Source organism: Enterobacter cloacae complex sp. ECL414 (assembly GCF_021869685.1).
Lineage (GTDB): Bacteria > Pseudomonadota > Gammaproteobacteria > Enterobacterales > Enterobacteriaceae > Enterobacter > Enterobacter kobei.
On sequence record NZ_CP091481.1, the window covers coordinates 2,850,797 to 2,873,095 of the forward strand.

General features: G+C 55.2%; 21 protein-coding genes. 10 read left to right on the forward strand and 11 right to left on the reverse strand.

Going from position 1 to position 22,299, the window contains the following annotated elements:
• The first annotated feature begins 112 nt into the window (after window positions 1-112).
• Window positions 113-1,486 (forward strand): MFS transporter, encoded by a 1,374-nt coding sequence (locus L3068_RS13760; protein ID WP_117580416.1) that lies wholly within the window; start codon window positions 113-115, stop codon window positions 1,484-1,486.
• Between the two features lie 50 nt (window positions 1,487-1,536).
• On the opposite strand, the gene htpX is transcribed toward L3068_RS13760, so the two are convergent.
• The 4 genes from htpX to msrC all read right to left on the reverse strand — a co-directional run bounded on the left by htpX (window position 1,537) and on the right by msrC (window position 5,960).
• Window positions 1,537-2,418 carry a protease HtpX gene (gene htpX, locus L3068_RS13765; protein ID WP_045348666.1) on the reverse strand — a complete coding sequence of 294 codons (882 nt, stop codon included), beginning with the start codon at window positions 2,416-2,418 and terminating at the stop codon, window positions 1,537-1,539.
• 193 nt (window positions 2,419-2,611) lie between these two features.
• Window positions 2,612-4,660 carry a carboxy terminal-processing peptidase gene (gene prc, locus L3068_RS13770; RefSeq protein WP_014884291.1) on the reverse strand — a complete coding sequence of 683 codons (2,049 nt, stop codon included), beginning with the start codon at window positions 4,658-4,660 and terminating at the stop codon, window positions 2,612-2,614.
• Window positions 4,661-4,679: 19 nt separating this feature from the next.
• A complete protein-coding gene (gene proQ, locus L3068_RS13775; RefSeq protein WP_014884292.1) occupies window positions 4,680-5,366 on the reverse strand; it encodes an RNA chaperone ProQ in 687 nt (228 codons plus the stop codon).
• A 96-nt stretch (window positions 5,367-5,462) separates the two neighbouring features.
• Entirely contained in the window at window positions 5,463-5,960 is a 498-nt protein-coding gene (msrC, locus tag L3068_RS13780) for a free L-methionine (R)-S-oxide reductase MsrC (protein ID WP_014884293.1), read from the reverse strand.
• Between the two features lie 132 nt (window positions 5,961-6,092).
• On the opposite strand from msrC, the gene yebS reads away from it, so the two are divergent.
• From yebS to L3068_RS13800, 4 genes are all read left to right on the forward strand, one after another.
• Window positions 6,093-7,376, forward strand: coding sequence for a membrane integrity lipid transport subunit YebS (gene yebS, locus L3068_RS13785; RefSeq protein ID WP_023337425.1), 1,284 nt, complete (start codon window positions 6,093-6,095; stop codon window positions 7,374-7,376).
• Window positions 7,345-9,978 (forward strand): PqiB family protein, encoded by a 2,634-nt coding sequence (locus tag L3068_RS13790; protein ID WP_014884295.1) that lies wholly within the window; start codon window positions 7,345-7,347, stop codon window positions 9,976-9,978. Before yebS ends, L3068_RS13790 begins: the two co-directional genes overlap by 32 nt.
• Before the next feature lie 77 nt (window positions 9,979-10,055).
• Window positions 10,056-11,498, forward strand: coding sequence for a 16S rRNA (cytosine(1407)-C(5))-methyltransferase RsmF (gene rsmF, locus L3068_RS13795; protein ID WP_032636207.1), 1,443 nt, complete (start codon window positions 10,056-10,058; stop codon window positions 11,496-11,498).
• A 105-nt stretch (window positions 11,499-11,603) separates the two neighbouring features.
• Window positions 11,604-11,843 (forward strand): YebV family protein, encoded by a 240-nt coding sequence (locus L3068_RS13800; RefSeq protein WP_008500472.1) that lies wholly within the window; start codon window positions 11,604-11,606, stop codon window positions 11,841-11,843.
• A gap of 33 nt (window positions 11,844-11,876) precedes the next feature.
• Here L3068_RS13800 and pphA read toward each other — a convergent pair whose 3' ends face one another.
• The gene (pphA, locus tag L3068_RS13805; RefSeq protein ID WP_014884297.1) at window positions 11,877-12,521 is read right to left on the reverse strand and encodes a protein-serine/threonine phosphatase; all 645 of its coding nucleotides are present in this window, start codon (window positions 12,519-12,521) and stop codon (window positions 11,877-11,879) included.
• A 167-nt stretch (window positions 12,522-12,688) separates the two neighbouring features.
• Between pphA and L3068_RS13810 the strand changes: the two genes are divergently transcribed.
• Window positions 12,689-13,630, forward strand: a complete 942-nt coding sequence (locus L3068_RS13810) for a VirK/YbjX family protein (protein ID WP_014884298.1) — start codon at window positions 12,689-12,691, stop codon at window positions 13,628-13,630.
• Between the two features lie 405 nt (window positions 13,631-14,035).
• Here the strand turns inward: L3068_RS13810 and L3068_RS13815 are convergent, their stop codons facing one another.
• The 3 genes from L3068_RS13815 to yobA are packed head-to-tail and all read right to left on the reverse strand — an operon-like array spanning window position 14,036 to window position 15,633.
• The gene (locus tag L3068_RS13815; RefSeq protein ID WP_014884299.1) at window positions 14,036-14,374 is read right to left on the reverse strand and encodes a YebY family protein; all 339 of its coding nucleotides are present in this window, start codon (window positions 14,372-14,374) and stop codon (window positions 14,036-14,038) included.
• A 16-nt stretch (window positions 14,375-14,390) separates the two neighbouring features.
• Window positions 14,391-15,260, reverse strand: coding sequence for a copper homeostasis membrane protein CopD (copD, locus tag L3068_RS13820; protein ID WP_117580418.1), 870 nt, complete (start codon window positions 15,258-15,260; stop codon window positions 14,391-14,393).
• Between the two features lies 1 nt (window position 15,261).
• Window positions 15,262-15,633, reverse strand: coding sequence for a CopC domain-containing protein YobA (gene yobA, locus L3068_RS13825; RefSeq protein ID WP_063433488.1), 372 nt, complete (start codon window positions 15,631-15,633; stop codon window positions 15,262-15,264).
• Between the two features lie 137 nt (window positions 15,634-15,770).
• On the opposite strand from yobA, the gene L3068_RS13830 reads away from it, so the two are divergent.
• From L3068_RS13830 to exoX, 3 genes are all read left to right on the forward strand, one after another.
• Window positions 15,771-16,001: a DNA polymerase III subunit theta gene (locus tag L3068_RS13830; protein WP_013096102.1), complete on the forward strand. Its 231-nt coding sequence runs from the start codon at window positions 15,771-15,773 to the stop codon at window positions 15,999-16,001.
• A gap of 110 nt (window positions 16,002-16,111) precedes the next feature.
• Complete coding sequence (locus L3068_RS13835; protein WP_117580420.1) at window positions 16,112-16,762, forward strand: carbon-nitrogen hydrolase family protein; 651 nt, start codon at window positions 16,112-16,114, stop codon at window positions 16,760-16,762.
• A gap of 24 nt (window positions 16,763-16,786) precedes the next feature.
• A complete protein-coding gene (gene exoX, locus L3068_RS13840; protein WP_117580422.1) occupies window positions 16,787-17,449 on the forward strand; it encodes an exodeoxyribonuclease X in 663 nt (220 codons plus the stop codon).
• On the opposite strand, the gene ptrB is transcribed toward exoX, so the two are convergent.
• A complete protein-coding gene (ptrB, locus tag L3068_RS13845) occupies window positions 17,446-19,506 on the reverse strand; it encodes an oligopeptidase B (protein ID WP_117580423.1) in 2,061 nt (686 codons plus the stop codon). The genes exoX and ptrB overlap by 4 nt on opposite strands.
• Before the next feature lie 85 nt (window positions 19,507-19,591).
• Window positions 19,592-20,242 carry a tellurite resistance TerB family protein gene (locus L3068_RS13850; protein WP_023338434.1) on the reverse strand — a complete coding sequence of 217 codons (651 nt, stop codon included), beginning with the start codon at window positions 20,240-20,242 and terminating at the stop codon, window positions 19,592-19,594.
• Window positions 20,243-20,411: 169 nt separating this feature from the next.
• On the opposite strand from L3068_RS13850, the gene purT reads away from it, so the two are divergent.
• Window positions 20,412-21,590, forward strand: a complete 1,179-nt coding sequence (gene purT, locus L3068_RS13855; protein WP_045134191.1) for a formate-dependent phosphoribosylglycinamide formyltransferase — start codon at window positions 20,412-20,414, stop codon at window positions 21,588-21,590.
• Between the two features lie 43 nt (window positions 21,591-21,633).
• Here purT and kdgA read toward each other — a convergent pair whose 3' ends face one another.
• The gene (kdgA, locus tag L3068_RS13860; protein WP_014884307.1) at window positions 21,634-22,275 is read right to left on the reverse strand and encodes a bifunctional 4-hydroxy-2-oxoglutarate aldolase/2-dehydro-3-deoxy-phosphogluconate aldolase; all 642 of its coding nucleotides are present in this window, start codon (window positions 22,273-22,275) and stop codon (window positions 21,634-21,636) included.
• Window positions 22,276-22,299 lie beyond the last annotated feature (24 nt).

Below are 22,299 nucleotides of genomic sequence, written 5' to 3' on the forward strand. Positions count from 1 at the left end.
TACCTGCAATCAATGCGCGTTTGTTTCGTTACAAATCTGCGACATATAACGGCGTTAACAGTGCTAAAATCGTTACCCTGAGAATAATTTCACCCTGAGCTTTTTATCCCCGATGGAAAAGAACCTTTCCGATGGTCTGCCTTTGCCCCTGCGGTATGGCGCCATTGCTACGATTATTATTGGGATCTCAATGGCCGTCCTCGATGGCGCGATTGCGAACGTTGCCCTGCCCACTATCGCCAGCGACCTCCAGGCATCCCCGGCCAGCTCGATATGGATTGTTAACGCCTATCAGATTGCGATTGTGATTTCCCTGCTCTCCTTCTCTTTCCTCGGCGACATGTTCGGCCACCGTCGGGTCTATCAGTGCGGCCTAGTGGTGTTCACCTTTACCTCGCTGTTATGCGCCCTGTCTGACTCATTGCACACGCTGACGCTGGCGCGCATAGCGCAGGGCTTTGGCGGTGCGGCGCTGATGAGTGTAAATACGGCATTGATCCGCTTGATCTATCCGCAACGCCACCTTGGACGCGGGATGGGGATAAACTCGTTTATTGTCGCGGTTTCCTCCGCCGCCGGACCAACAATTGCAGCAGCCATACTTTCTGTCGCCTCATGGCAATGGCTCTTTGCCATAAACGTGCCGCTGGGTATCGTGGCTATCTTCTTTGCCCTGCGTTTTCTTCCTGCTAACGGCCCCAAAAGTACCATGCCGCGTTTTGACGTCCCCAGCGCAGTGATGAATGCACTGACCTTTGGTCTGCTGATTACAGCCCTGAGCGGCTTTGCTCAGGGGCAATCCATGGCGCTTACCGGCATCGAGCTTATCGCCCTGCTGGTAACAGGATTCTTCTTTGTTCGCCGTCAGCCCGCCCTGCCCGTTCCTTTGCTACCGGTAGATCTGCTGCGTATCCCCCTCTTTTCGCTCTCCATCTGTACGTCCATTTGCTCGTTCTGCGCTCAGATGCTGGCGCTGGTTTCTCTGCCCTTCTTTCTGCAAAGCGTGGTAGGACGTTCGGAGGTGGAGACCGGGCTGCTGCTAACGCCCTGGCCACTGGCGACGATGGTGATGGCGCCGCTGGCGGGTTACTTAATTGAACGTATCCATGCCGGTTTGTTGGGTGCGGCGGGACTGGCCGTCATGGCAACCGGCCTTTTCGCGCTGGCACTGTTACCGTCATCACCCAGCGATCTGGACATCGTCTGGCGCATGATCCTCTGTGGTGCGGGGTTCGGCCTGTTTCAGTCCCCCAATAATCACACCATCATCACCTCTGCGCCCCGTCACCGCAGTGGCGGCGCCAGCGGGATGTTGGGAACTGCGCGCCTTCTGGGGCAAAGCAGCGGCGCGGCGCTGGTTGCCCTGATGTTTAACCTTGCCGGGCAAAACGGTAACCACGTTGCGCTGCTCACCGCCGGCGCGCTTGCCACCCTCGCGGCCATCGTCAGCGGTCTGCGCGTTACCCAGCCCAGGGTTCAGGCATAAAAAAAGCCGGGCGGAGAATACGCCTGCCCGGCTTATTGTGACGCATCGCGTTACTTCAGGTATTCCCCACTGCGCAGCGCTTCAATACGTTTATCCAGCGGCGGGTGAGACATAAACAGCTCACTGAGCGACTTTGATTTACCGTTGATGCAGAAGGCCATCATGCTGTTCGCTTCCTGTGGCTCGTAGCTGGTTTTCAGGCGCTGCAGGGCAGCAATCATCTTCTCGCGTCCCACCAGTTTCGCAGAGCCGGCATCCGCGTGGAATTCACGGTGGCGTGAGAACCACATGGTGATAATACTCGCCAGAATACCGAACACCAGTTCCAGCACCATCGACACGGCGAAGTAGATCAGCGGGTTACCGTTGCTCTCTTCACCTTCATCACGGTTGCCGCCCATAAAGCCCGCCGCAATCTGCGCCAGGATACGGGAGATAAAGATAACGAAGGTGTTCACCACGCCCTGAATCAGCGTCATGGTCACCATGTCGCCGTTGGCAATATGGCTGATTTCGTGAGCGATGACCGCTTCGGCTTCGTCACGGCTCATGTTTTGCAGCAACCCGGTGCTGACAGCAACCAGCGATGCATCACGACGGGCACCCGTGGCAAACGCGTTAATATCGGGCGCATGATAAATGGCCACCTGCGGCATGGCGATCCCGGCCTGACGGGATTGCTGAGCCACCGTACTCATCAGCCACTGTTCCATATCGTTACGCGGCTGCTCAATCACCTCACCGCCGACGGATTTCAGCGCCATCCACTTTGACATCAGCAGGGAAATGAACGAGCCACCAAAACCAAACAGCAGCGCCATAATCAACAGACCCTGAACGCTGCTCGACTGAATTCCTGTCAGGCTTAGCACGAGCCCGAAAACCACCATCACCGCCAGGTTGGTGAGCAGGAAGAGCGCGATTCGCATCATAATTTTCTTTTAACCTCAGTTTAACAAAGCGCACTATGCGATTACCCACATCGTATGGGTATTGCGGCTATTTTCAAGCATCCGGAGGGCGTAAGTCACCAGAAAGACACAACTTTACACAATTGGAAATCTGCCTGACGGAAGGATGCGGAACAAAAAGAAACAGGCACAATTTCTTGTGCCTGTTGGGGGATTATTTCGCCGGAGCGGGTTGCTCAGCAGGCTTATCTTTTTCCAGATTCGCCAGGTCGAGGGCGATATGCACCGTCTCGTCCAGGTAAGGATCCGGCTCCTGGTAATCTTTTGGCAGATCGTCCAGTTTCTTGAGCAGAGGCTTACCTTCACGCTTGAAGCGGTCGTTGATACGGGCCAGACGCGTGGCATCGTCTTCGTTGTTCTCTTTCTCACGCTGGGCGTAGTTCAGAGAAACAATATTCCGTTTATCCTTCAGGGCATTGAAACGCGCAATGTCCTTCATGATGTACTGGAATTCCGGATCTTTCGCGATGCGGTCGTTATGCGCTTTCAGCAGTTCAGGGCCAAATTGCGTCATATCACCCGCTTTCACGTAGGTCGCAGCATTGATGCTGTCCCACGGTAACGCGTTATCTTCAAACTTCTCGCCAGTTTCGGTCTCTTCCGTTCCTGTCGGCATCATAATATCCGGCGTGACGCCTTTACGCTGCGTACTGCCGCCGTTGACGCGGTAGAACTTCTGAATGGTGTACTGCACTGAACCCAGCGCAGGCCATTCCGGACGCAGCATCTGATCGTAGATACGGTTCAGCGATCGATACTGCTGAACGGTGCCTTTACCAAAGGTTGGCTCACCCACGATCAGCGCACGGCCGTAGTCCTGCATTGCCGCGGCAAAGATCTCAGACGCAGACGCACTGAAGCGGTCGACCAGCACGACCAGCGGGCCTTTGTAGTAGACCACACCATCGTTGTCGGCATCTTCACGGACTTTACCGTTGTTATCACGCACCTGAACCACAGGGCCAGACGGGATGAAGAGGCCAGAGAGCGATACCGCTTCTGTCAGCGCACCACCGCCGTTGCTGCGCAGGTCAATGATGACGCTGCTGACGTTCTGTTTCTCAAGTTTCTGCAGCTGAACCTTCACATCGTCGGTCAGCCCTACGTAGAAACCTGGGATATCCAGGACACCCACCTTCTCTTTACCCACGGTTTTCACCGACATTTTCACCGCGCGGTCTTCCAGACGGATACGCTCACGGGTCAGGGTAACGATACGGGTTTTAGTGCCTTTACCCGCTGGTAGAATTTCCAGACGAACTTTGCTGCCTTTCGGACCTTTAATCAGCGCAACCACGTCGTCAAGACGCCAGCCAATGACATCGACCATGCCTTTACCGGTTTGTCCGACCCCGACAATGCGGTCACCTACGCTGATCGCTTTGCTTTTGGAGGCCGGGCCACCCGCCACCATGGAATTGATCACGGTGTAATCATCGTCCATCTGCAGTACCGCACCGATACCTTCCAGAGACAGGCTCATTTCGGTATTGAACTGTTCGGTGTTGCGCGGGGAGAGATAGTTGGTGTGCGGATCGATTTCGTGCGCGAAGGCCGTCATTGCCAGAGAGAAGACATCCTCACTGTTGGTCTGCGCCAGACGACGAATGGCAAATTTGTAACGACGCGTCAGCGTGTCACGGATCTCTTTTTCATCTTTGCCGGTCAGCTTGAGACTCAGTTCGTCGTATTTGACCTTTCCGTCCCACAGCGCATTCAACTCGGCTTCATCTTTCGGCCACGGCGCTTTGCTGCGATCAAGATTAAAATTGTCGTTGCCGGTGAAGTCCATCGGACGTTCGAGCACTTTCAGGGCGTACTGATAGCGTTCAAAGCGGCGCTTTTGCGACAGGTTGTAGAGGTCGTAGAAAAGATCCAGCTTGCCTGACCGCAACTCATCACCCACCTCGGATTTGCGCTTAGCGAACTGCTCGACATCACTGGCGAGCAAAACGTTATGGCTGTAATCCAGCAAGTTCAGATAGCGGTCAAAGATTTTGGCCGAAAAGGCCTGATCGAGATCGAACTGACGATAGTGCGAGCGGGTGAAACGAGACGTCACGCGCTCGCTCACCGTCGCGTGCTGCGTCTCTTCCTTGAGTACCGGAATTTGATCAACACGCGTGATATCGTCCACTGCGAAAGCATGGCCTGTTATAGCAAACAGACCCGCCAGCGCGGTGAGCTTAAAAAAAGTGTTCATGCCAGGCTTGGCCTCCGTTTCAGAACAACAAGTGTTCTGCGCGTACAATCATTGACATACCAGAAGTCAGCTGTACACGAACGCCATCTTTGGTGATTTCCAGTACGGTGGCGTCCATAGCATTGTTGCCCGCTTTGACCTTCAGCGCCTGACCCACGCTCAGCGCGTTGATGTCAGAAACCGGGGTATGGCGCGGCTCTTCACGAGGCGCACGTGGGGCTTTGGCTGCTGGTTTGTCTGCACGCGGTTTGCGATCGTTATTATCGTGACGACGCGGCGCAGGGCGCGGTTTACGCTCACGACGAGGCGCTTCTTCCTGGCCGTTTGCCGCTGCGGCTTCGCGTTTTTTCGCTTGCTGTTCTGCACGTTGTGCCTGAACGCGTGCTTTGGCTTCTTCAAGCTGCTTGCGTGCGTGTTCAACGTGCTGCTCGTCCAGCTCACCACAAGGGTTGCCGTCGAGATCCACGCGAGTCGCGCCCGGTTTGATACCGTACAGGTAACGCCAGCTCGAAGTATAAAGACGTAAGGCAGAACGCAACTGAGTTTTGCTGAGGTTCATTTCCCCCTCAACGCGCGCTACCAGATCCTGAAAAATACCGACTTTCAGGGGACGAGCTTCACCTTCCGCGCTGAAGCACTGCGGGAAACGCTCGGCCAGAAATGCGATAACTTCTTTACTGCTATTCAACTTAGGTTGATTTTCCATGAAATTTCCTGATTACAACGGACGTTGCCAACAAGCGCAGGCATGAACAGGCGTCATTATAATGACGCTATCAGTAAATGCTACGTTATCCGTTGATTATCCTGCGACGCTCGCAAAGAATTTTTGATAATCGGTGCCGGCAAGGACGTTTTCCAGATTCGCCACCAGCTCGCGCAGCCCTTGCTCGTCCTCGGTTGTGAAGCGACTGAAGACGGTGCTGTCGATATCCAAAACGCCAATAATCTGATTTCTTACCACCAGCGGCAGTACGATCTCAGAATTACTGGCGGCATCACAGGCGATATGCCCGTCAAACGCATGAACATCTTCCACACGCTGTACCTGATTCTCGGCCACCGCAGTACCGCATACACCGCGCCCGACCGGAATACGCACGCAAGCCAGTTTGCCCTGGAACGGGCCAAGTACCAGCGTGTCACCTTCCAGGAGGTAAAAGCCAGCCCAGTTCACGTCAGAGAGACGTTCGAACAACAATGCGCTAGTATTTGCCAGAGTGGCTAAGAAGCTGGTCTCACCCGCCATCAATGCCTTAAAATCGCGGTTCAGATCCGCGTAGAATTCTGTTTTGTTCATTATTCAATCACTTAGTTGTCTTACAAAATTACCGCATAGCCTATTAAAATAAGCATTAAATGCGCTCATGCTCAAGATGAATCCGTTCATGAGTTAATATAACGTTCAACAATACTTATTTGTGCGCAGCTGATGGCCTTAAAAACAACCAAAATTACGCCGACAAAAAAGATAACGGTCCATACGGTAAGAGACGCTTTGCCTCGTGCACATTATCAGCGTTGCCCCCAGTGCGATACGCTTTTTATGTTGCCGAAGATGAAATCGCACCAAAGTGCCTTTTGCCCCCGATGTGACGCGAAAATTCGTGACGGCCGAGACTGGTCGTTAACCCGTCTGGCCGCCATGGCCGTCACCATGCTGCTGCTGATGCCCTTCGCCTGGACCGAGCCCCTGCTGAAGCTCTACCTGCTTGGCGTACGCATTGATGCCAACGTGCTGCAGGGGATCTGGCAGATGACCCGCCAGGGCGATCCGATTACCGCTGCCATGGTGCTGTTTTGCACCGTTGGCGCGCCACTGGTGCTGGTTGCAGCCATTGCCTATCTGTGGTTTGGCAACATCCTGGGGATGAACCTTCGCCCGGTGCTGCTGATGCTGGATAAACTCAAAGAGTGGGTGATGCTGGATATCTATCTTGTCGGTGTGGGTGTGGCATCAATTAAAGTGCAGGATTATGCTTTTCTGCAGCCGGGCGTCGGGCTTTTTGCCTTTATCTGCCTGGTGCTGCTCAGCATCCTGACGCTGATCCACCTGAACGTTGAGCAACTCTGGGAGCGTTTTTACCCTCAGCGCCCTGCCACCCGTCCGGATGAGAATCTCCGCGTCTGTCTGGGATGCCATTACACCGGGTTGCCCGATCCCCGAGGGCGCTGTCCGCGCTGCCACATACCCTTGCTGCATCGACGCAATAACAGTCTGCAAAAATGCTGGGCGGCGCTGATTGCCTCCCTGGTGTTCTTGATCCCCGCCAATATGCTGCCGATTTCCATCATTTACGTGAATGGTGCCCGTCAGGAGGATACAATCCTCTCCGGCATTATCTCCCTGGCACACAGCAACGTTGGGGTGGCGGCCATCGTCTTTATCGCCAGTATCCTGGTTCCTTTTACCAAAGTCGTGGTGATGTTCACCCTGCTCATCAGCATTCACTTTAAGTGTGAACAAGGATTACGAACCCGAATACTGCTTCTGCGATTTGTCACCTGGATTGGCCGCTGGTCCATGTTGGATCTGTTTGTGATTTCGCTGATGATGTCGCTAATAAATCGCGACCAGTTACTTGCTTTTACTATGGGACCCGCAGCTTTTTATTTCGGCTCTGCGGTGATATTGACTATTCTTGCTGTGGAATGGCTGGATAGCCGCTTACTTTGGGATGCACATGAGTCAGGAAACCCCCGCTTCGCCGACTGAAGCGAGAATTAAAACTAAACGCCGCATTTCGCCATTCTGGTTGCTGCCTGTCATCGCCCTGATGATTGCAGGCTGGCTTATCTGGACGAGCTATGAAGATCGCGGAAGTACCGTCACCATTGATTTCCAGACCGCCGACGGCATCGTCGCCGGACGAACCCCCGTTCGTTTTCAGGGGGTTGAAGTCGGTACGGTTCAGGACATCTCACTCGGAAAAGGGCTGAACAAAATTCAGGTGCGGGTCAGCATTAAATCGGACATGCAGGACGCGCTGCGCAGCGAAACGCAGTTCTGGCTGGTTACGCCGAAGGCGTCTCTGGCGGGTGTCTCGGGGCTGGATGCGCTGGTTGGCGGTAACTACATCGGTATGATGCCAGGCAAAGGCGAACCGCAGGATCACTTTGTCGCGCTGGATACGCAGCCAAAATACCGTCTCAATAACGGCGATCTGATGATCCATCTGCAGGCGCCGGATCTCGGCTCACTGAACAGTGGCTCGCTGGTCTATTTCCGAAAAATTCCGGTGGGTCGCGTTTACGATTACGCCATCAATCCGAACAAACAGGGCGTGACCATCGATGTGCTGATCGAACGCCGATTCACCAACCTGGTGAAAAAAGGCAGCCGCTTCTGGAACGTGTCTGGCGTAGATGCCGACCTCAGCCTGAGCGGTGCTAAAGTGAAGCTGGAGAGCCTGGCCGCACTGGTAAACGGGGCGATTGCCTTTGACTCCCCGGAGAACTCCAGCCCTGCTGCTGCCGATGATACGTTCGGGTTGTATGCTGATCTGGCGCACAGCCAGCGAGGGGTGATCGTCAAACTTGTTCTGCCCGATGCGAAAGGTCTGAAAGCCGGATCAACACCGCTGATGTATCAGGGTCTGCAGGTAGGTCAGCTCACCAAAATGACGCTCAACCCTGGCGGCTCGGTGACGGGCGAAATGACCGTCGACCCCAGCGTGGTCGATCTCCTGCGCGAGAAAACGCGTATCGAGATGCGCAGTCCGAAGCTCTCTCTGAACGATGCCAGTCTCAGCACTTTGCTGACCGGCAACACGTTTGAACTGATCCCCGGAGAAGGAAAGCCAAGCAACAACTTCGTGATCGCCCCGGCGGATAAAGCCCTGCTGCAAAAACCGGGCGTTGTGACGGTTACGCTAAATGCACCCGAAAGTTATGGTATTGAAGCCGGTCAGCCGCTAATCCTCCACGGTGTCCAGGTGGGTCAGGTTCTGGAGCGAACGCTTTCCGAAAACGGCGTGAGCTTCTCGGTAGCGATCGATCCGCAATACAGCAACCTCGTCCATGGCGACAGTAAATTCGTGGTAAACAGCCGCGTCGATGTGAAGGTAGGCCTGGACGGCGTAGAGTTCCTTGGTGCCAGTGCCAGCGAATGGGTTAACGGCGGCATTCGCATTTTGCCGGGCGATAAAGGCCCCATCCGCGAAAATTACCCGCTGTATGCCAACCTGGACAAAGCGATTGAAAACAGCCTGAGCGATCTGCCGACGACCACGCTGACCTTGAGCGCCGAGACGCTACCGGACGTCCAGGCGGGTTCTGTGGTGCTGTATCGCAAGTTTGAAGTCGGGGAAGTGATCGCCGTTCGTCCGCGTGCGGACGCGTTTGATATCGAACTGCATATCAAGCCGGAGTATCGCAAGCTGCTGACGCCAAACAGCGTCTTCTGGGCCGAAGGCGGCGCGAAAGTTCAGCTTAACGGTAACGGGCTGACCGTGCAGGCCTCCCCGCTCTCACGCGCGCTGCGCGGCGCCATTAGCTTCGATAACCTCAGCGGTGCAGGCGCAAACCTGCGTAAGGGCGATAAGCGTATTCTCTTCCCGTCCGAAACCGCCGCGCGTGCCGTGGGTGGGCAGATTACCCTGCACGCGTTTGATGCCGGTAAGCTGGCGGAAGGCATGCCGATTCGCTACCTGGGAATTGATATCGGCCAGATCCAGAAGCTGACGCTGATCACCTCCCGCAACGAGGTACAGGCCACCGCGGTGCTCTACCCGGAATATGTGCAGACCTTCGCCCGCACCGGTTCCCGCTTCTCGGTGGTGACGCCGCAGATTTCGGCCGCAGGCGTTGAACATCTCGACACTATTCTGCAGCCCTATATCAACGTCGAACCCGGCCAGGGCAATGCACGGCGTGATTTCGAACTGCAGGAAGCCACCATCACCGATTCGCGCTACCTCGGTGGCCTGAGCATTGTGGTGGAAGTCCCGGAAGCAGGCTCACTTGGCATCGGCACGCCGGTTCTGTTCCGCGGTATTGAGGTAGGTACGGTAACGGGTCTGACGCTTGGTACGCTCTCCGATCGTGTGATGGTGGCGTTACGTATCAGCGACCGTTACCAGCACCTGGTACGAAATAACTCGGTATTCTGGCTGGCATCTGGCTACTCGCTGGACTTCGGCCTGACGGGGGGCGTGGTGAAAACCGGTACCTTCAACCAGTTCATCCGTGGTGGTATTGCGTTTGCCACCCCGCCGGGCACGCCACTGGCGCCAAAAGCGCAGTCAGGGAAACACTTCCTGCTGCTCGAAAGCGAACCGAAAGAGTGGCGTGAATGGGGAACGGCCCTGCCGCGTTAATCTGAAAGGCTCCGGTGTCAACGCGCCGGAGCCTTTATGTTACACTGCGCACCTGAACTTTTCCCTGTGGTGTGCACGTGGCTCAAAACTCCGTATTTCTTCCTGAACAATTCCTTGCGCAAATGCGCGAGGCGCTCCCCTCTCACCTGTCGTTAGATGATTTTATCGCCGCCTGCCAGCGTCCGTTACGCCGGAGCATTCGCGTCAACACGCTGAAAATCAGCATTGATGATTTTCTGACGCTGGTTTCCCCCTACAACTGGCAGCTTACGCCGGTGCCCTGGTGTGCAGAGGGGTTTTGGATCGAGCGCGATGACGAAGATGCCGTGCCGCTGGGAAGTACCGCAGAACATCTGAGCGGTCTGTTTTATATTCAGGAAGCCAGTTCGATGCTGCCGGTTGCCGCCCTGTTCGCAGAAGGCAACACACCTGAACGCGTGATGGACGTTGCCGCCGCGCCCGGCTCGAAAACCACACAAATTGCCGCCCGGATGGGTAATCACGGGGCGATTCTTGCCAACGAATTTTCCGCCAGCCGCGTGAAAGTCTTGCATGCCAACATCAGCCGCTGCGGTATCCAGAATGTCGCCCTGACGCATTTTGACGGACGCGTGTTTGGCGCCGCCTTGCCGGAAGCGTTCGATGCCATTCTGCTCGACGCCCCCTGCTCCGGTGAGGGGGTGGTGCGTAAAGATCCCGATGCGTTAAAGAACTGGTCTGTGGAAAGCAATCTTGAGATCGCTGCCACGCAGCGCGAACTGATCGACAGCGCCTTTCACGCCCTGCGACCCGGCGGCACGCTGGTGTACTCCACCTGTACCCTCAACCGCGATGAAAACGAAGACGTCTGTCTGTGGTTGAAAGCGCAATACCCGGATGCCGTTGAGTTCCTGCCACTTAACGATCTGTTTGCCACGGCAGATGAGGCCGCCACGCCGGAAGGTTTCCTGCACGTGTTCCCACAGATTTACGACTGCGAAGGGTTCTTTGTGGCTCGTCTGCGCAAAACTCAGGCGGTGGCTCCCCTGCCAGCCCCGAAATTTAAGGTCGGCAATTTCCCGTTCGCCCCGCTGAAAGGCCGCGATGCTGTGCAACTTAAAGCCGCCGCCAATAAGGTTGGGCTGATCTGGGATGAGAATCTGCACCTCTGGATGCGTGATAAAGAGATATGGCTGTTCCCGGCACCCATTGAGCCGCTTATTGGTAAAGTCCGTTTTTCACGTATCGGGATCCGCCTGGCGGAAGTGCATAATAAAGGGTACCGCTGGCAGCACGAAGCGGTCATCGCCCTGGCGGACAGCGATAACACGTTTGAACTGACGCATCAGGAAGCCGAAGAGTGGTATCGTGGTCGCGACGTTTACCCGGAAACCACCCCGTCTCAGGATGAGGTTATTGTGACGTATCAGGGCTTCCCGTTGGGTCTGGCGAAAAAGGTCGGCTCGCGGCTGAAAAATAGTTATCCGCGGGAGTTGGTCCGCGATGGCCGGTTGTTTACGGGTAACAGTCCCACCGACTAAAAAAAGCGCATTTTTTTACTGGCGATTTTGCTCTCCTTGTCTACGATCAAAAATGGATGCCCATACTGGTCATACCAGATTCTGAAAACCGACCCGGAGAGCACTATGACGAAAACCAGCGTGCGTATTGGCGCTTTTGAGATCGACGACGCAGAGCTGCGCGGCGAAGCACAAGGCGATCGAACGTTAAGTATTCCCTGCAAATCCGACCCGGATTTGTGCATGCAACTCGACGCATGGGATGCGGATACCAGCGTCCCGGCGATACTTGATGGCGAACACTCTGTTCTTTACCGTGAGCATTACGATAGCAAAACCGATGCCTGGGTCATGCGCCTTGCCTGACCTAAGAGAACCCGCCCGAAGGCGGGTTATTTATTACTGTAGCTGTGCCAGCGTGAAGTAACCGTCGAACACCGCTCCGGTATCAATATAGTGCAGGTTATCAAAATCATACCGCCTGTCGACGGGCGTATGCCCGAACCAGAAATGATCCGCACCGCTAATCCCCTGCCCTTTGCCCACCATAAAGCCCATCAACCTGTCGCGATCCCACAGCACGCGCTGGGCGCTCACCGGTTTTTGCCAGCGGTATTCCGCGGCGGGGTAATCTGCGTGCGCAATAACATTGAGACCGTTTGCGCAGGTTATCTCGATAATATGCGGCAATTCGCGGCAGGCGTTTAGTAACGTGCGCGCCAGCGCCTGCTGCTCGCGATCAAGGCGCGTAAACCACACTCCACCATTCATCGCCCACAGCGCTGAATCGTTATTGTCCAGACTATCCATTGCCATTTGCTCATGGTTACCCCGCACGGCTCTGAACCATTTCTCATTGATGAGCTGCAGTGTTTTTACGCTGTCAGGACCGCGATCGATCAAATCGCCAACGGAAATAAGCAAATCCTCATACGGATTAAAATGGCGGCGTTTCAGTTCGTCCATAAGCCACTGATAACAGCCATGTATATCGCTGACAACCCAGACGTGACGCCACATCCCACCCTCTATTCGCTGATACATAAGGCCTCCTTTAAACAGTATAGCCGCCGTATAAAATACAAAAGACGGGAGCGGTCCTTACAAAGTCAAACAAACGGTAAACCAACCAGAAATAAAGATCCTCACGCTATTAATCCCTTATTCCTGGCTCCTTAGAATAGAGGCAGAAAAAAACGAGGGATCTTCACGTGTCTAATACACACCTGCATAACGATGTGTTCTACCCACATCGCACAAATATTATTTCCGAGCTGGTGAACGGCGAACGTGTCCCGGGACCCATCTGGCGAAAACGCGATTATCGGCTGAAGTTCCTTTTACGTTCGCTTCTGTTCTGGTCTTCCACCCGTCGCATGCTGGAAGCCCTTTCAGGGCGTGACGATTTCGACAAACTTCTCGCCGCTCAAATTACATTGCCCAGCAAGACCCATCGGCAGTATCTGATGCGTGGCCTGACCGCGAACGATCGCGCCGACGCTATCGTTAACCATTATTACTGGATCGATAGCCTGAAAGAGCGCGCCCTCGCCCAGGCGCTGACCAGCCCGCAGGAACAAACCGTTGTTCAGTTCCATGCAAAAGAGGGCGTGATCTATACGGTTAATGCATCCTCTGCCGGGAAAGCCGAGCGCGAAGGTGAGAGCACGCTGTGGCTGCGCGATAACGAGGATACGCTGCTTGCCAGCCTGACCTTTAGCGTAGCCCGCAGCAACGGACAACGCGTAATAGTGATTGGCGGGCTTCAGGGCCCCCGCCGCTGCGTGTCGCGGGACGTCATTAAACAATCCACCCGTGCCTGTCACGGCCTGTTCCCTAAACGCGTGCTGATGGAAGTTCTTTTCCAGCTGGCCTTACAGTCATCTGTTAAGGCGATTTTTGCCGTCAGCGACGAGGGACACGTTTTCCGTGCATTGCGCTATCGCCTCAGCAAAGGCCGCCATTTCCACGCCAGCTATGACGAATTCTGGGATTCTCTGGGCGGTAAAAAGGTCTCCGGCTTCTGCTGGCAACTCCCGCTGCAGATGGAACGCAAATCTCTCGACGAGATCGCGAGCAAGAAGCGTGCGGAATACCGCCGTCGTTTTGAATTGCTTGATGAAATTGAGGCGTCGGTAAAATCCCGCTTTTAAGCACGGCGCTGACTTTCCTTAATTACTCACAAAAATTTAACAAAACAGGCAAAAAGGGCTGGACTTCCGCCTGCGGTGTTGTGATATGTTTTACGAAGTCGCACAGGATGCATCCGCTGCATAAAGATGATAAAAGGCGTAACGTATTGTCTTTCATACAGATAAAAAGAGACCGAATACGATTCCTGTATTCGGTCCAGGGAAATGGCTCTTGGGAGAGAGCCGTGCGCTAAAAGTTGGCATTAATGCAGGCTAAGTCGCCTTGCCTTTTAAGAATAGATGACGACGCCAGGTTTTCCAGTCCACAGTTAAAGCGGCCAGAAAAAAAGCGTTAAATCATCATCAAAAACAAAAAACCGCAGTGCTTTCGCGAGCATCTGCGGTTTTTTATTGGAAACCTGAACGCTAGCAGAGCTTGTCAGCGCGTTCGATAAACGGTGTCAGGCTCATCTTCTGCCCTGGGTGAGCCGGGTCATCAATCTGGATCACGCTGATGGGCTGGCCGCTGCTCTTGCCGCTGGCCACCTGCTGCTCTGCAACCTCATTCAACGGGTATTGCACCAGCGTACTCGGGTTGATCGCGTATAACGCATGTCCCGGACGACAGGTCAGCATCACCTCTTCGCGATTAAACGCCCACTTGTCTTTACCCACTTCAAAACGGCTGACGGTGATCACCTGCGGCGCGGCCAGAGCGCTCCCCGTGCAGGCCAGCAATAAGAGCGAAAGTACTGTTTTTTTCATATATTAGTTAACCTTGTCAGAAGGGTTCCCAGGTGGCGAACAGGCTGACCGCTGCCAGAACCAGCGCTCCCAGAACCACTTCTGCCTGTGTCATCCTGATAAAAAGCTGTTGTGCCCACCCGGAATCCGGACGAAACCGTGGCACCAGAAAATACCGATTTGCCAGCGCAATTGCCACCATCAACGCCACCAGCGCACATTTGAACAATAAAAGCTGCACGTAGCCAGCATGCCAGGGAATATGGACGCCCAGAATCAAGAGCGAATTGATCGTCCCTGTGAGCAGCACGCCCGCGACGGCATAGTGGCCTACGCGTGAGAAACGCATCATGGTGTAGATGGCCGCGTTCTGCCAGCGCCCTTTTGCCAGATGCATGCAGAACAGCAGCGGCAGTAATCCGCCGAGCCAGGTTGCGGCACATAACAGATGAACGGCATGATTGAGACGCTGCACAGCCCCCAACGGACCTTCGTTCATCGTCGCGTGGCCTACCCCTGCCAGCAGGACAAACTGCCCCATTGCGAGCAGTAGTAGCCGGGAGCCTTTCAGCGGCGCAAGCCACGCGGCAGCAACCGTAATGGAAGCCAGGATAATTTGCCACAGCCAGACGCTGCCAAACTGCGTCCCCAGTACGCCGTGCCAGACTTGCGGGTTAAACACATCTCCCCAGCCGTCGCCCATTAATCCGCCCTGAAGCATGAACATCAGAAGCGCAGCGGCCAGGCTGATTAAAGATGCCACCCGCTGCTGCAGCGCGAAACGCAGAGCCATCAGACGGTGGAGAGAGGAAGGCGCCAACCAAACGCTGTATAGCGCATTACCAAAAACGAGCATCAGCGCCGCGAAATGGATAAAGCGCAACCCAACATAGACCAGTGCCAGCATGCTATTTCACGCTAAAGTGATAGCTGCCTTTGGTTTTGTGGCCGTCGACGGAAACCACATGCCAGTCCACCCGGTAGGTTCCGGTCGCCAGCGTTTGCGCCAGCGGAACGATCAGTTGAGCCTTGTTCTTTTCGTCTCGCGTTACGGCTCCCGTTTTGACGACCTGCTTGTGCGCATCCGTCACCACCACATCGCTAAACCCCGGTTCAATACCTTCCGAAAAATTCAGCGTCAGTGACTGCGGAGCGCTCACCACGCTGTCTGCTGCGGGGCTCTGCTGTTTAAGATGCGCATGCGCCAGCACAGCGGGCGAGATAATGACTGATGCCAGAAAAACCAGCGCGCATACCGTGCGTGAAGTGGATAATCCCATCGCGATCATTCCTTTTTGTTATGTCTGTATGCTAAAGAATAACGCTGTATAATAGACGAGTCGAGGATCATCCCACCTCCGCTTGTCATCGTCGCGCAATCGCGGTAACGTTGCCGCCGCATAAACAGGAGAAGGAAATGAAAATCAATCTGGCCGCCCTTCCTCAGGACGAGATGGATAAAGTGAATGTCGATCTCGCAGCCGCTGGCGTTGCGTTCAAAGAGCGTTACAACATGCCCATCGTGGCTGAAGTTGTGGAACGGGAACAACCCGCCCATTTGCGCGACTGGTTCCGGGAAAGATTAATTGCTCACCGTCTCGCTTCGGTCAACCTCTCTCGTCTGCCGTACGAGCCTAAAGTTAAATAAGCTTAACGAGTCGTTACACTTCCTTACGCGAAATCTGGCAGGATAAGAAAACCCTGATTAAATTAGGTGTATTCTTAAATCCCTGCGACTCAGTGTATAAGGAAGTCACGATGTCACAATGGAATATAGCGGCAGCCCAGTATGGCGGGCAGTATCACAGTGTTGATGAGCACGTTACCCATCACCTACGCTTCATTTCCGAAGCGGCACAGCAGCAGTGCGATCTGCTGGTCTTCCCGGAACTCTCCTTAACCGGCTCAGGCACAACGACGTTACCTCCCCCACCGTGCGACGCGCAGCTGGAACCCTTGCTTGATGCGGCACATTTGTACCAGATTAGCGTTATTGCCGGGCTTCCCCTTGAGCGGAATGGCCAGCGTCAGAAAGGTCTCGTGCTCTTTACGCCCTCTCGGCCGAGCATCGTGCGCTATCCGCAAGGCGGCGGTGCGAGCCTGGTTCCGGGGGATAAACAGCTCACCATCATTGATGCGCAGGGCGATTCCCCCAATCTCGATCCGCAGGCAACGCTGTTCACCAGCAGCCAGTCGGTAAGGGACAACCGCTGGCGGCAGTCCATCAGCACCCTGCAACGCTTTGCACACAAATATGCCATTGCGGTATTAATGGCGAACGCCAGCACCGGCAGCGCATTATGGGATGAAAAAGGCCAGTTGATCGTGCGGGCGGATAAAGGCGAGCTGCTGTTGACCGGCACGCTTAACCGACAGGGTTGGCAAGGCGATATCATTCCTTTAGGCTAAGCGTTTTAAGCTCAGGAGATTTTCATGCTGCGCGTCATTGATACCGAAACTTGCGATCTTCAGGGCGGAATTGTGGAGGTGGCCTCGGTCGACGTCGTTGACGGAAAAATAGTCAACCCGATGAGCCATCTGGTGCGGCCCGATCGCCCTATTAGCCCGCAGGCCATGGCTATCCATCGCATCACTGAATCAATGGTGGCGGATAAACCCTGGATAGAAGACGTTATCCCGCACTACTATGGCAGCCCGTGGTATGTCGCCCACAATGCCAGCTTCGACCGTCGGGTTCTCCCCGACATGCCCGGGGAGTGGATTTGCACCATGAAGCTGGCGCGTCGCCTGTGGCCGGGGATCAAATACAGCAATATGGCGCTGTATAAATCCCGCAAGCTCAGCGTCAGAACGCCTGAAGGGCTGCACCATCACCGCGCCCTGTATGACTGCTATATCACCGCTGCGCTGCTGATCGATATTATGAATACTTCCGGCTGGACACCGGATGATATGGCGACGATTACCGGCCGTCCTGCGCTGCTGACGACGTTCATCTTCGGAAAATACCGCGGGAGAGCAGTATCGGATATTGCGGATAAAGATCCGGGCTATCTGCGCTGGCTGTATAACAACCTCGACAAGATGAGCCCGGAGCTACGCTTAACCCTGAAGCATTATCTGGGTGAAGCTTAACGTTCAGCCTGGCCTGGAAGCGTATCCTGCGCCAGGCCGATCAAAAAGGCGTATTCCAGCACCACCCCTTCATAAGATTTAAACCGCCCCGACTTCCCTCCGTGCCCGGAGTCCATATCGGTACAGAGCAACAGCAGGTTGTCGTCGGTTTTCAGTTCCCGCAGCTTCGCCACCCATTTCGCCGGTTCCCAGTACTGCACCTGTGAATCGTGCAAACCGGTGGTCACCAGCATGTGCGGGTAGGCTTTCGCTTCCACGTTATCGTACGGGCTGTACGCTTTCATATAGCGATAATAGGTTTCATCCTGTGGATTCCCCCACTCTTCAAACTCCCCGGTCGTGAGCGGGATAGATTCGTCGAGCATGGTGGTGACCACATCGACAAACGGTACCTGCGCAACGATGCCCTTAAAACGCTCGGGACGCTGATTGATCACAGCGCCCATCAGCATGCCGCCCGCGCTGCCGCCCATGCCAAAGCAGAGCTGCGGATCGCCATAGCCTTGTTCAATTAAGGCGTCGCAAACGTCGAGATAATCATTGAACGTGTTTTGCTTTTTCAGGAATTTCCCGTCTTCATACCAGTGCTGGCCCAGCTCACCGCCGCCGCGAATATGAGCGATGGCAAAAACAAAGCCGCGATCGAGCAGACTTAATCTGCTGCTGCTGAAGTCGGCATCCATGCTGGAACCATAGGAGCCGTAGCCGTAAACCAGGATAGGGTTTTTACCTTTCTGAAAATGCGCCTTGTGATACACGAGCGAAACCGGCACCTCGACACCATCGCGCGCGGTAACCCACAGGTGTTCGCTACGATAATTGTCGGATTCAAATCCATTCACTTCTGTTTGCTTCAATACCTGGCGCTGGCCGGTATCCATATCCAGTTCGAACAGCGTATCCGGCGTGGTCATCGACGAGTAGCCATAGCGCAGCCGGGACGATTCAGGCTCAGGATTAAAACCAATCCAAGTGACGTAGGCCGGGTCGTCAAACGCGATCCCTATCACCTCGCGCGTTTTGCGGTTGATTTGCCGGATACTGGTCAACCCCCGCTGACGCTCTTCCACCACCAGCCAGTCGGTAAACAGCGTGAACCCTTCGAGCATCACCTGTTCCCGCGCGGGAATAAGCACCTCCCACTTGCGCTCGTCGCGCACCTTGGTCTTATACAGGCCAAAGTTTTTTCCCTCGCGGTTTGAGCGCAGATAAAAGCTGTGCTGGAAGTGATCCAGACTGTACTCATGGTCTTTTCGGCGCGGCAGAAAGCAGAGCGGCTGGGCATCAGGCAGCTCGGCATCCAGCAGCAGCACCTCTGAGGTGGTAGCGCTGGCAAGGAAAATAATCACATAGTGGCGCGAGGACGTTTTATGCAGGCTGACATAAAACGTTTCGTCTTTCTCTTCATAGACCAGTTCGTCATCGGCGGAGTCCGTGCCTACACTGTGGCGCCACACCTGATAAGGCAGCAGCGTGGCGGCGTGCTTTTTAACGTAGTAGACCGTCTCGGAATCGTTCGCCCAGACAAAATCCGGGGAGACGTTTTCCAGCATTTCCGGATACCAGTTACCGGTTTCCAGATTGCGGAATCGCAGGCCATACTGACGACGGGAGAGATAATCCTCCGCCAGCGCCATAATGGTGTTATCCGGGGAGATGGACATACCGCCCAGCGTATAAAACTCGCTGTGGGCGGCACGCTGGTTGGCATCCAGCAGAATATCCCATTCATCCCACTCGGCGCTTAATACCGACTGTCGCTGATAGATGGGATATTCACTGCCGGGCTCGTAGATATGCCGATAACGATAGCCGTTTTTGGTCCAGGGCGCGGAGATATCGCGCTGAGGAATGCGCTGCACCATTTCGTTCAGCAGTTGGTCCTGAAGCGCCTGCTGGCTGGACATGACCTTGCGACCGTAATCGTTTTCTTCATGCAGGTAGTCGAGTACCTCAGGGCGGGAACGTGAATCGTCCCGTAGCCAGTAATAGTTATCTATACGCGTATCGCCATGGGTGGTAATCGCATACGGAGTACGTCGGGCTTTCGGTGGCATGACATCATTCTTTTAAGTTTTACACCCTATAAGGTTGGCAAAACCCGCGCATGATGCAAGCGAAACATGGCTACATCAGCGATAGCTAGCCCTGTAGCGTCTGTTTTTGCTCCCGGATATCCTGCTCGATCCCCTCGCGAACATCCTGAGGAATTTTCAACGCATCGCCCAGGGCGTTGAGATAGCTGCGTTCCATAAAGTGGTCAATATCAATGGCGGCACAGCTCAGGAAATAGAGTTCCAGCGCCTCTTCCTCATTCTGTACGCTTTGCGCCAGACGCTGCGGATCGAGCGGCTGCTCAATGGCCTGCGCCACCAGCGTTCTGCCCTGCTCCTCCACGCCGGCTTCTCGCATCTGCTGCTCGATAGCCGCTCGTTCTTTATCATCAATATGCCCGTCGCTTTTTGCGGCAAACACCAGCGCAAGAATGAGCCGCTCCGTACGCAGATCCAGCGGCGAAGTCTCCTCCCCAAAGTGGGGTTCATCCTGGTGCGCCGCGCGTACCCTGTCCTTGTACTTGTTCCACAGCACGGTACCGGCGATAGCGCCGCCACCGGCCAGCAACGCGCCGGTACCGTACTTTGCCAGCAGCTTACGTGAGGATTTATTGGCGACCAGCAGCCCTGCCAGCCCTCCGAGCGCCCCCGGTACCAGCAGTTTGCTGAGCCCCTGGTCGCCGGAACCTGATGTTTTCTGCCCTAACATGGATTGCAGTTGATTTAACCAGCCTGACATGGTTTCCCTCACTTAACGGTTAACATTTCCACAGCGTAAGCGAGCAGGCGTCAGGAAATGTCCGTCGAGGCTAAAGAAGCGCAAATTTCTCGTCGGCCCTTTTGCCCTGCGCAAGACAGACGCAAACGTTTTCGTTTATACTGCGCGCATCTTTTTCAGGGGAAATGTTATGACTCGTTTAGGAACCGCGCTGCGACCTGCGGCGACGCGTGTGATGCTGTTAGGATCGGGCGAGCTGGGGAAAGAAGTCGCCATTGAGTGCCAGCGTTTAGGGGTAGAAGTGATTGCCGTAGACCGCTACGCCGACGCGCCCGCCATGCATGTTGCCCATCGTTCTTATGTGATTAACATGCTGGACGGAGAAGCTCTGCGGACACTCATCACGCAGGAGAAACCGGATTTTGTGGTGCCGGAGATTGAAGCTATCGCGACCGATATGCTGATCGCGCTTGAGCAGGAAGGTCAGCGCGTGGTGCCTTGCGCCAACGCAGCGAAACTGACCATGAACCGCGAAGGCATTCGCCGCCTGGCGGCAGAGGAGCTGGGGCTGCCCACTTCAAGCTACCGTTTTGCGGGCGATAAAACCGCATTCCTGCAGGCCGTCGACGAGATGGGTTACCCGTGCATCATTAAGCCGGTGATGAGCTCCTCTGGAAAAGGACAGAGTTTTATCCGCGACAGCAGCACGCTGGACAAAGCCTGGGATTATGCGCAACAGGGTGGCCGTGCCGGAGCAGGCCGCGTGATCGTCGAGGGGGTGGTGAAGTTTGATTTCGAAATCACCCTGCTTACCGTCAGCGCCGTGGATGGCGTGCATTTCTGCGATCCGATCGGTCACCGCCAGGAGGATGGCGATTACCGCGAATCCTGGCAGCCACAGCAGATGAGCGCCCTGGCGCTGGAACGTGCCCAGGATATCGCCCGTAAAACCGTTCTGGCGTTAGGTGGTTACGGTCTGTTCGGCGTGGAGCTGTTTGTCTGCGGCGACGAGGTGATTTTCAGCGAAGTCTCCCCTCGCCCGCATGACACCGGTATGGTGACGTTGATATCGCAGGATCTCTCCGAGTTCGCCCTGCATGTTCGCGCCTTCCTTGGCCTGCCGGTTGGCGGTATTCGTCAGTACGGCCCGGCGGCCTCGGCGGTGATCCTGCCGCAGCTGACCAGTCAGAACGTGACGTTTGATAACGTCGAGGGCGCAACGGGCGCCGGGTTACAGGTACGTTTGTTCGGTAAGCCGGAGATCGACGGCACCCGTCGTCTGGGCGTAGCGTTAGCAACCGGGAATAACGTCGACGAGGCCATCGCACGCGCTAAAGCGGCGGCAGCGAACGTTAAGGTAGCAGGATAAAAAAAAACGGGCCGAAAGGCCCGTTTTTCATACGATAAAAAACTTATTGCTTCGCGCCTTCAACCGCTTCGCGAGCCAGTTTCGTGATGCGATCCCAGTCGCCCGCTTCCAGCGCATCCGCTGGCACCAGCCATGAACCCCCAATGCACAGTACGCTTTTCAGCGCCAGGTAGTCACGGTAGTTCGCCGGAGAGATACCGCCCGTCGGGCAGAAACGCACCTGAGAGAATGGACCTGCAATCGCCTGCAGCGCTTTGGTGCCGCCGTTGGCTTCTGCCGGGAAGAATTTGAACTCTTTCAGGCCGTAGTCCATACCCAGCATCAGTTCAGACACGGTGCTGATACCCGGGATCAACGGAATAGTGCCTTCGGTCGCTGCTTTCAGCAGCGGCTCGGTCAGGCCAGGGCTGATAGCGAACTGAGCTCCGGCCTCCGTGACTTCTGCCAGCTGTTGCGCGTTGAGAACAGTGCCCGCACCGATGATGGCGTCCGGCACTTCTTTGGCGATAGCGCGAATCGCATCCATCGCGCAGGCGGTACGCAGGGTCACTTCCAGAACACGAACGCCACCCGCAACCAGCGCTTTCGCCATTGGCACAGCGTGCTCCAGCTTGTTTACCACGATAACCGGCACGACAGGGCCAGTGGTCAGGATTGCTTCTGCACTTGTTTTCCAGTTTTTCATCAGAGTTTTCTCTCGCCAGATCGT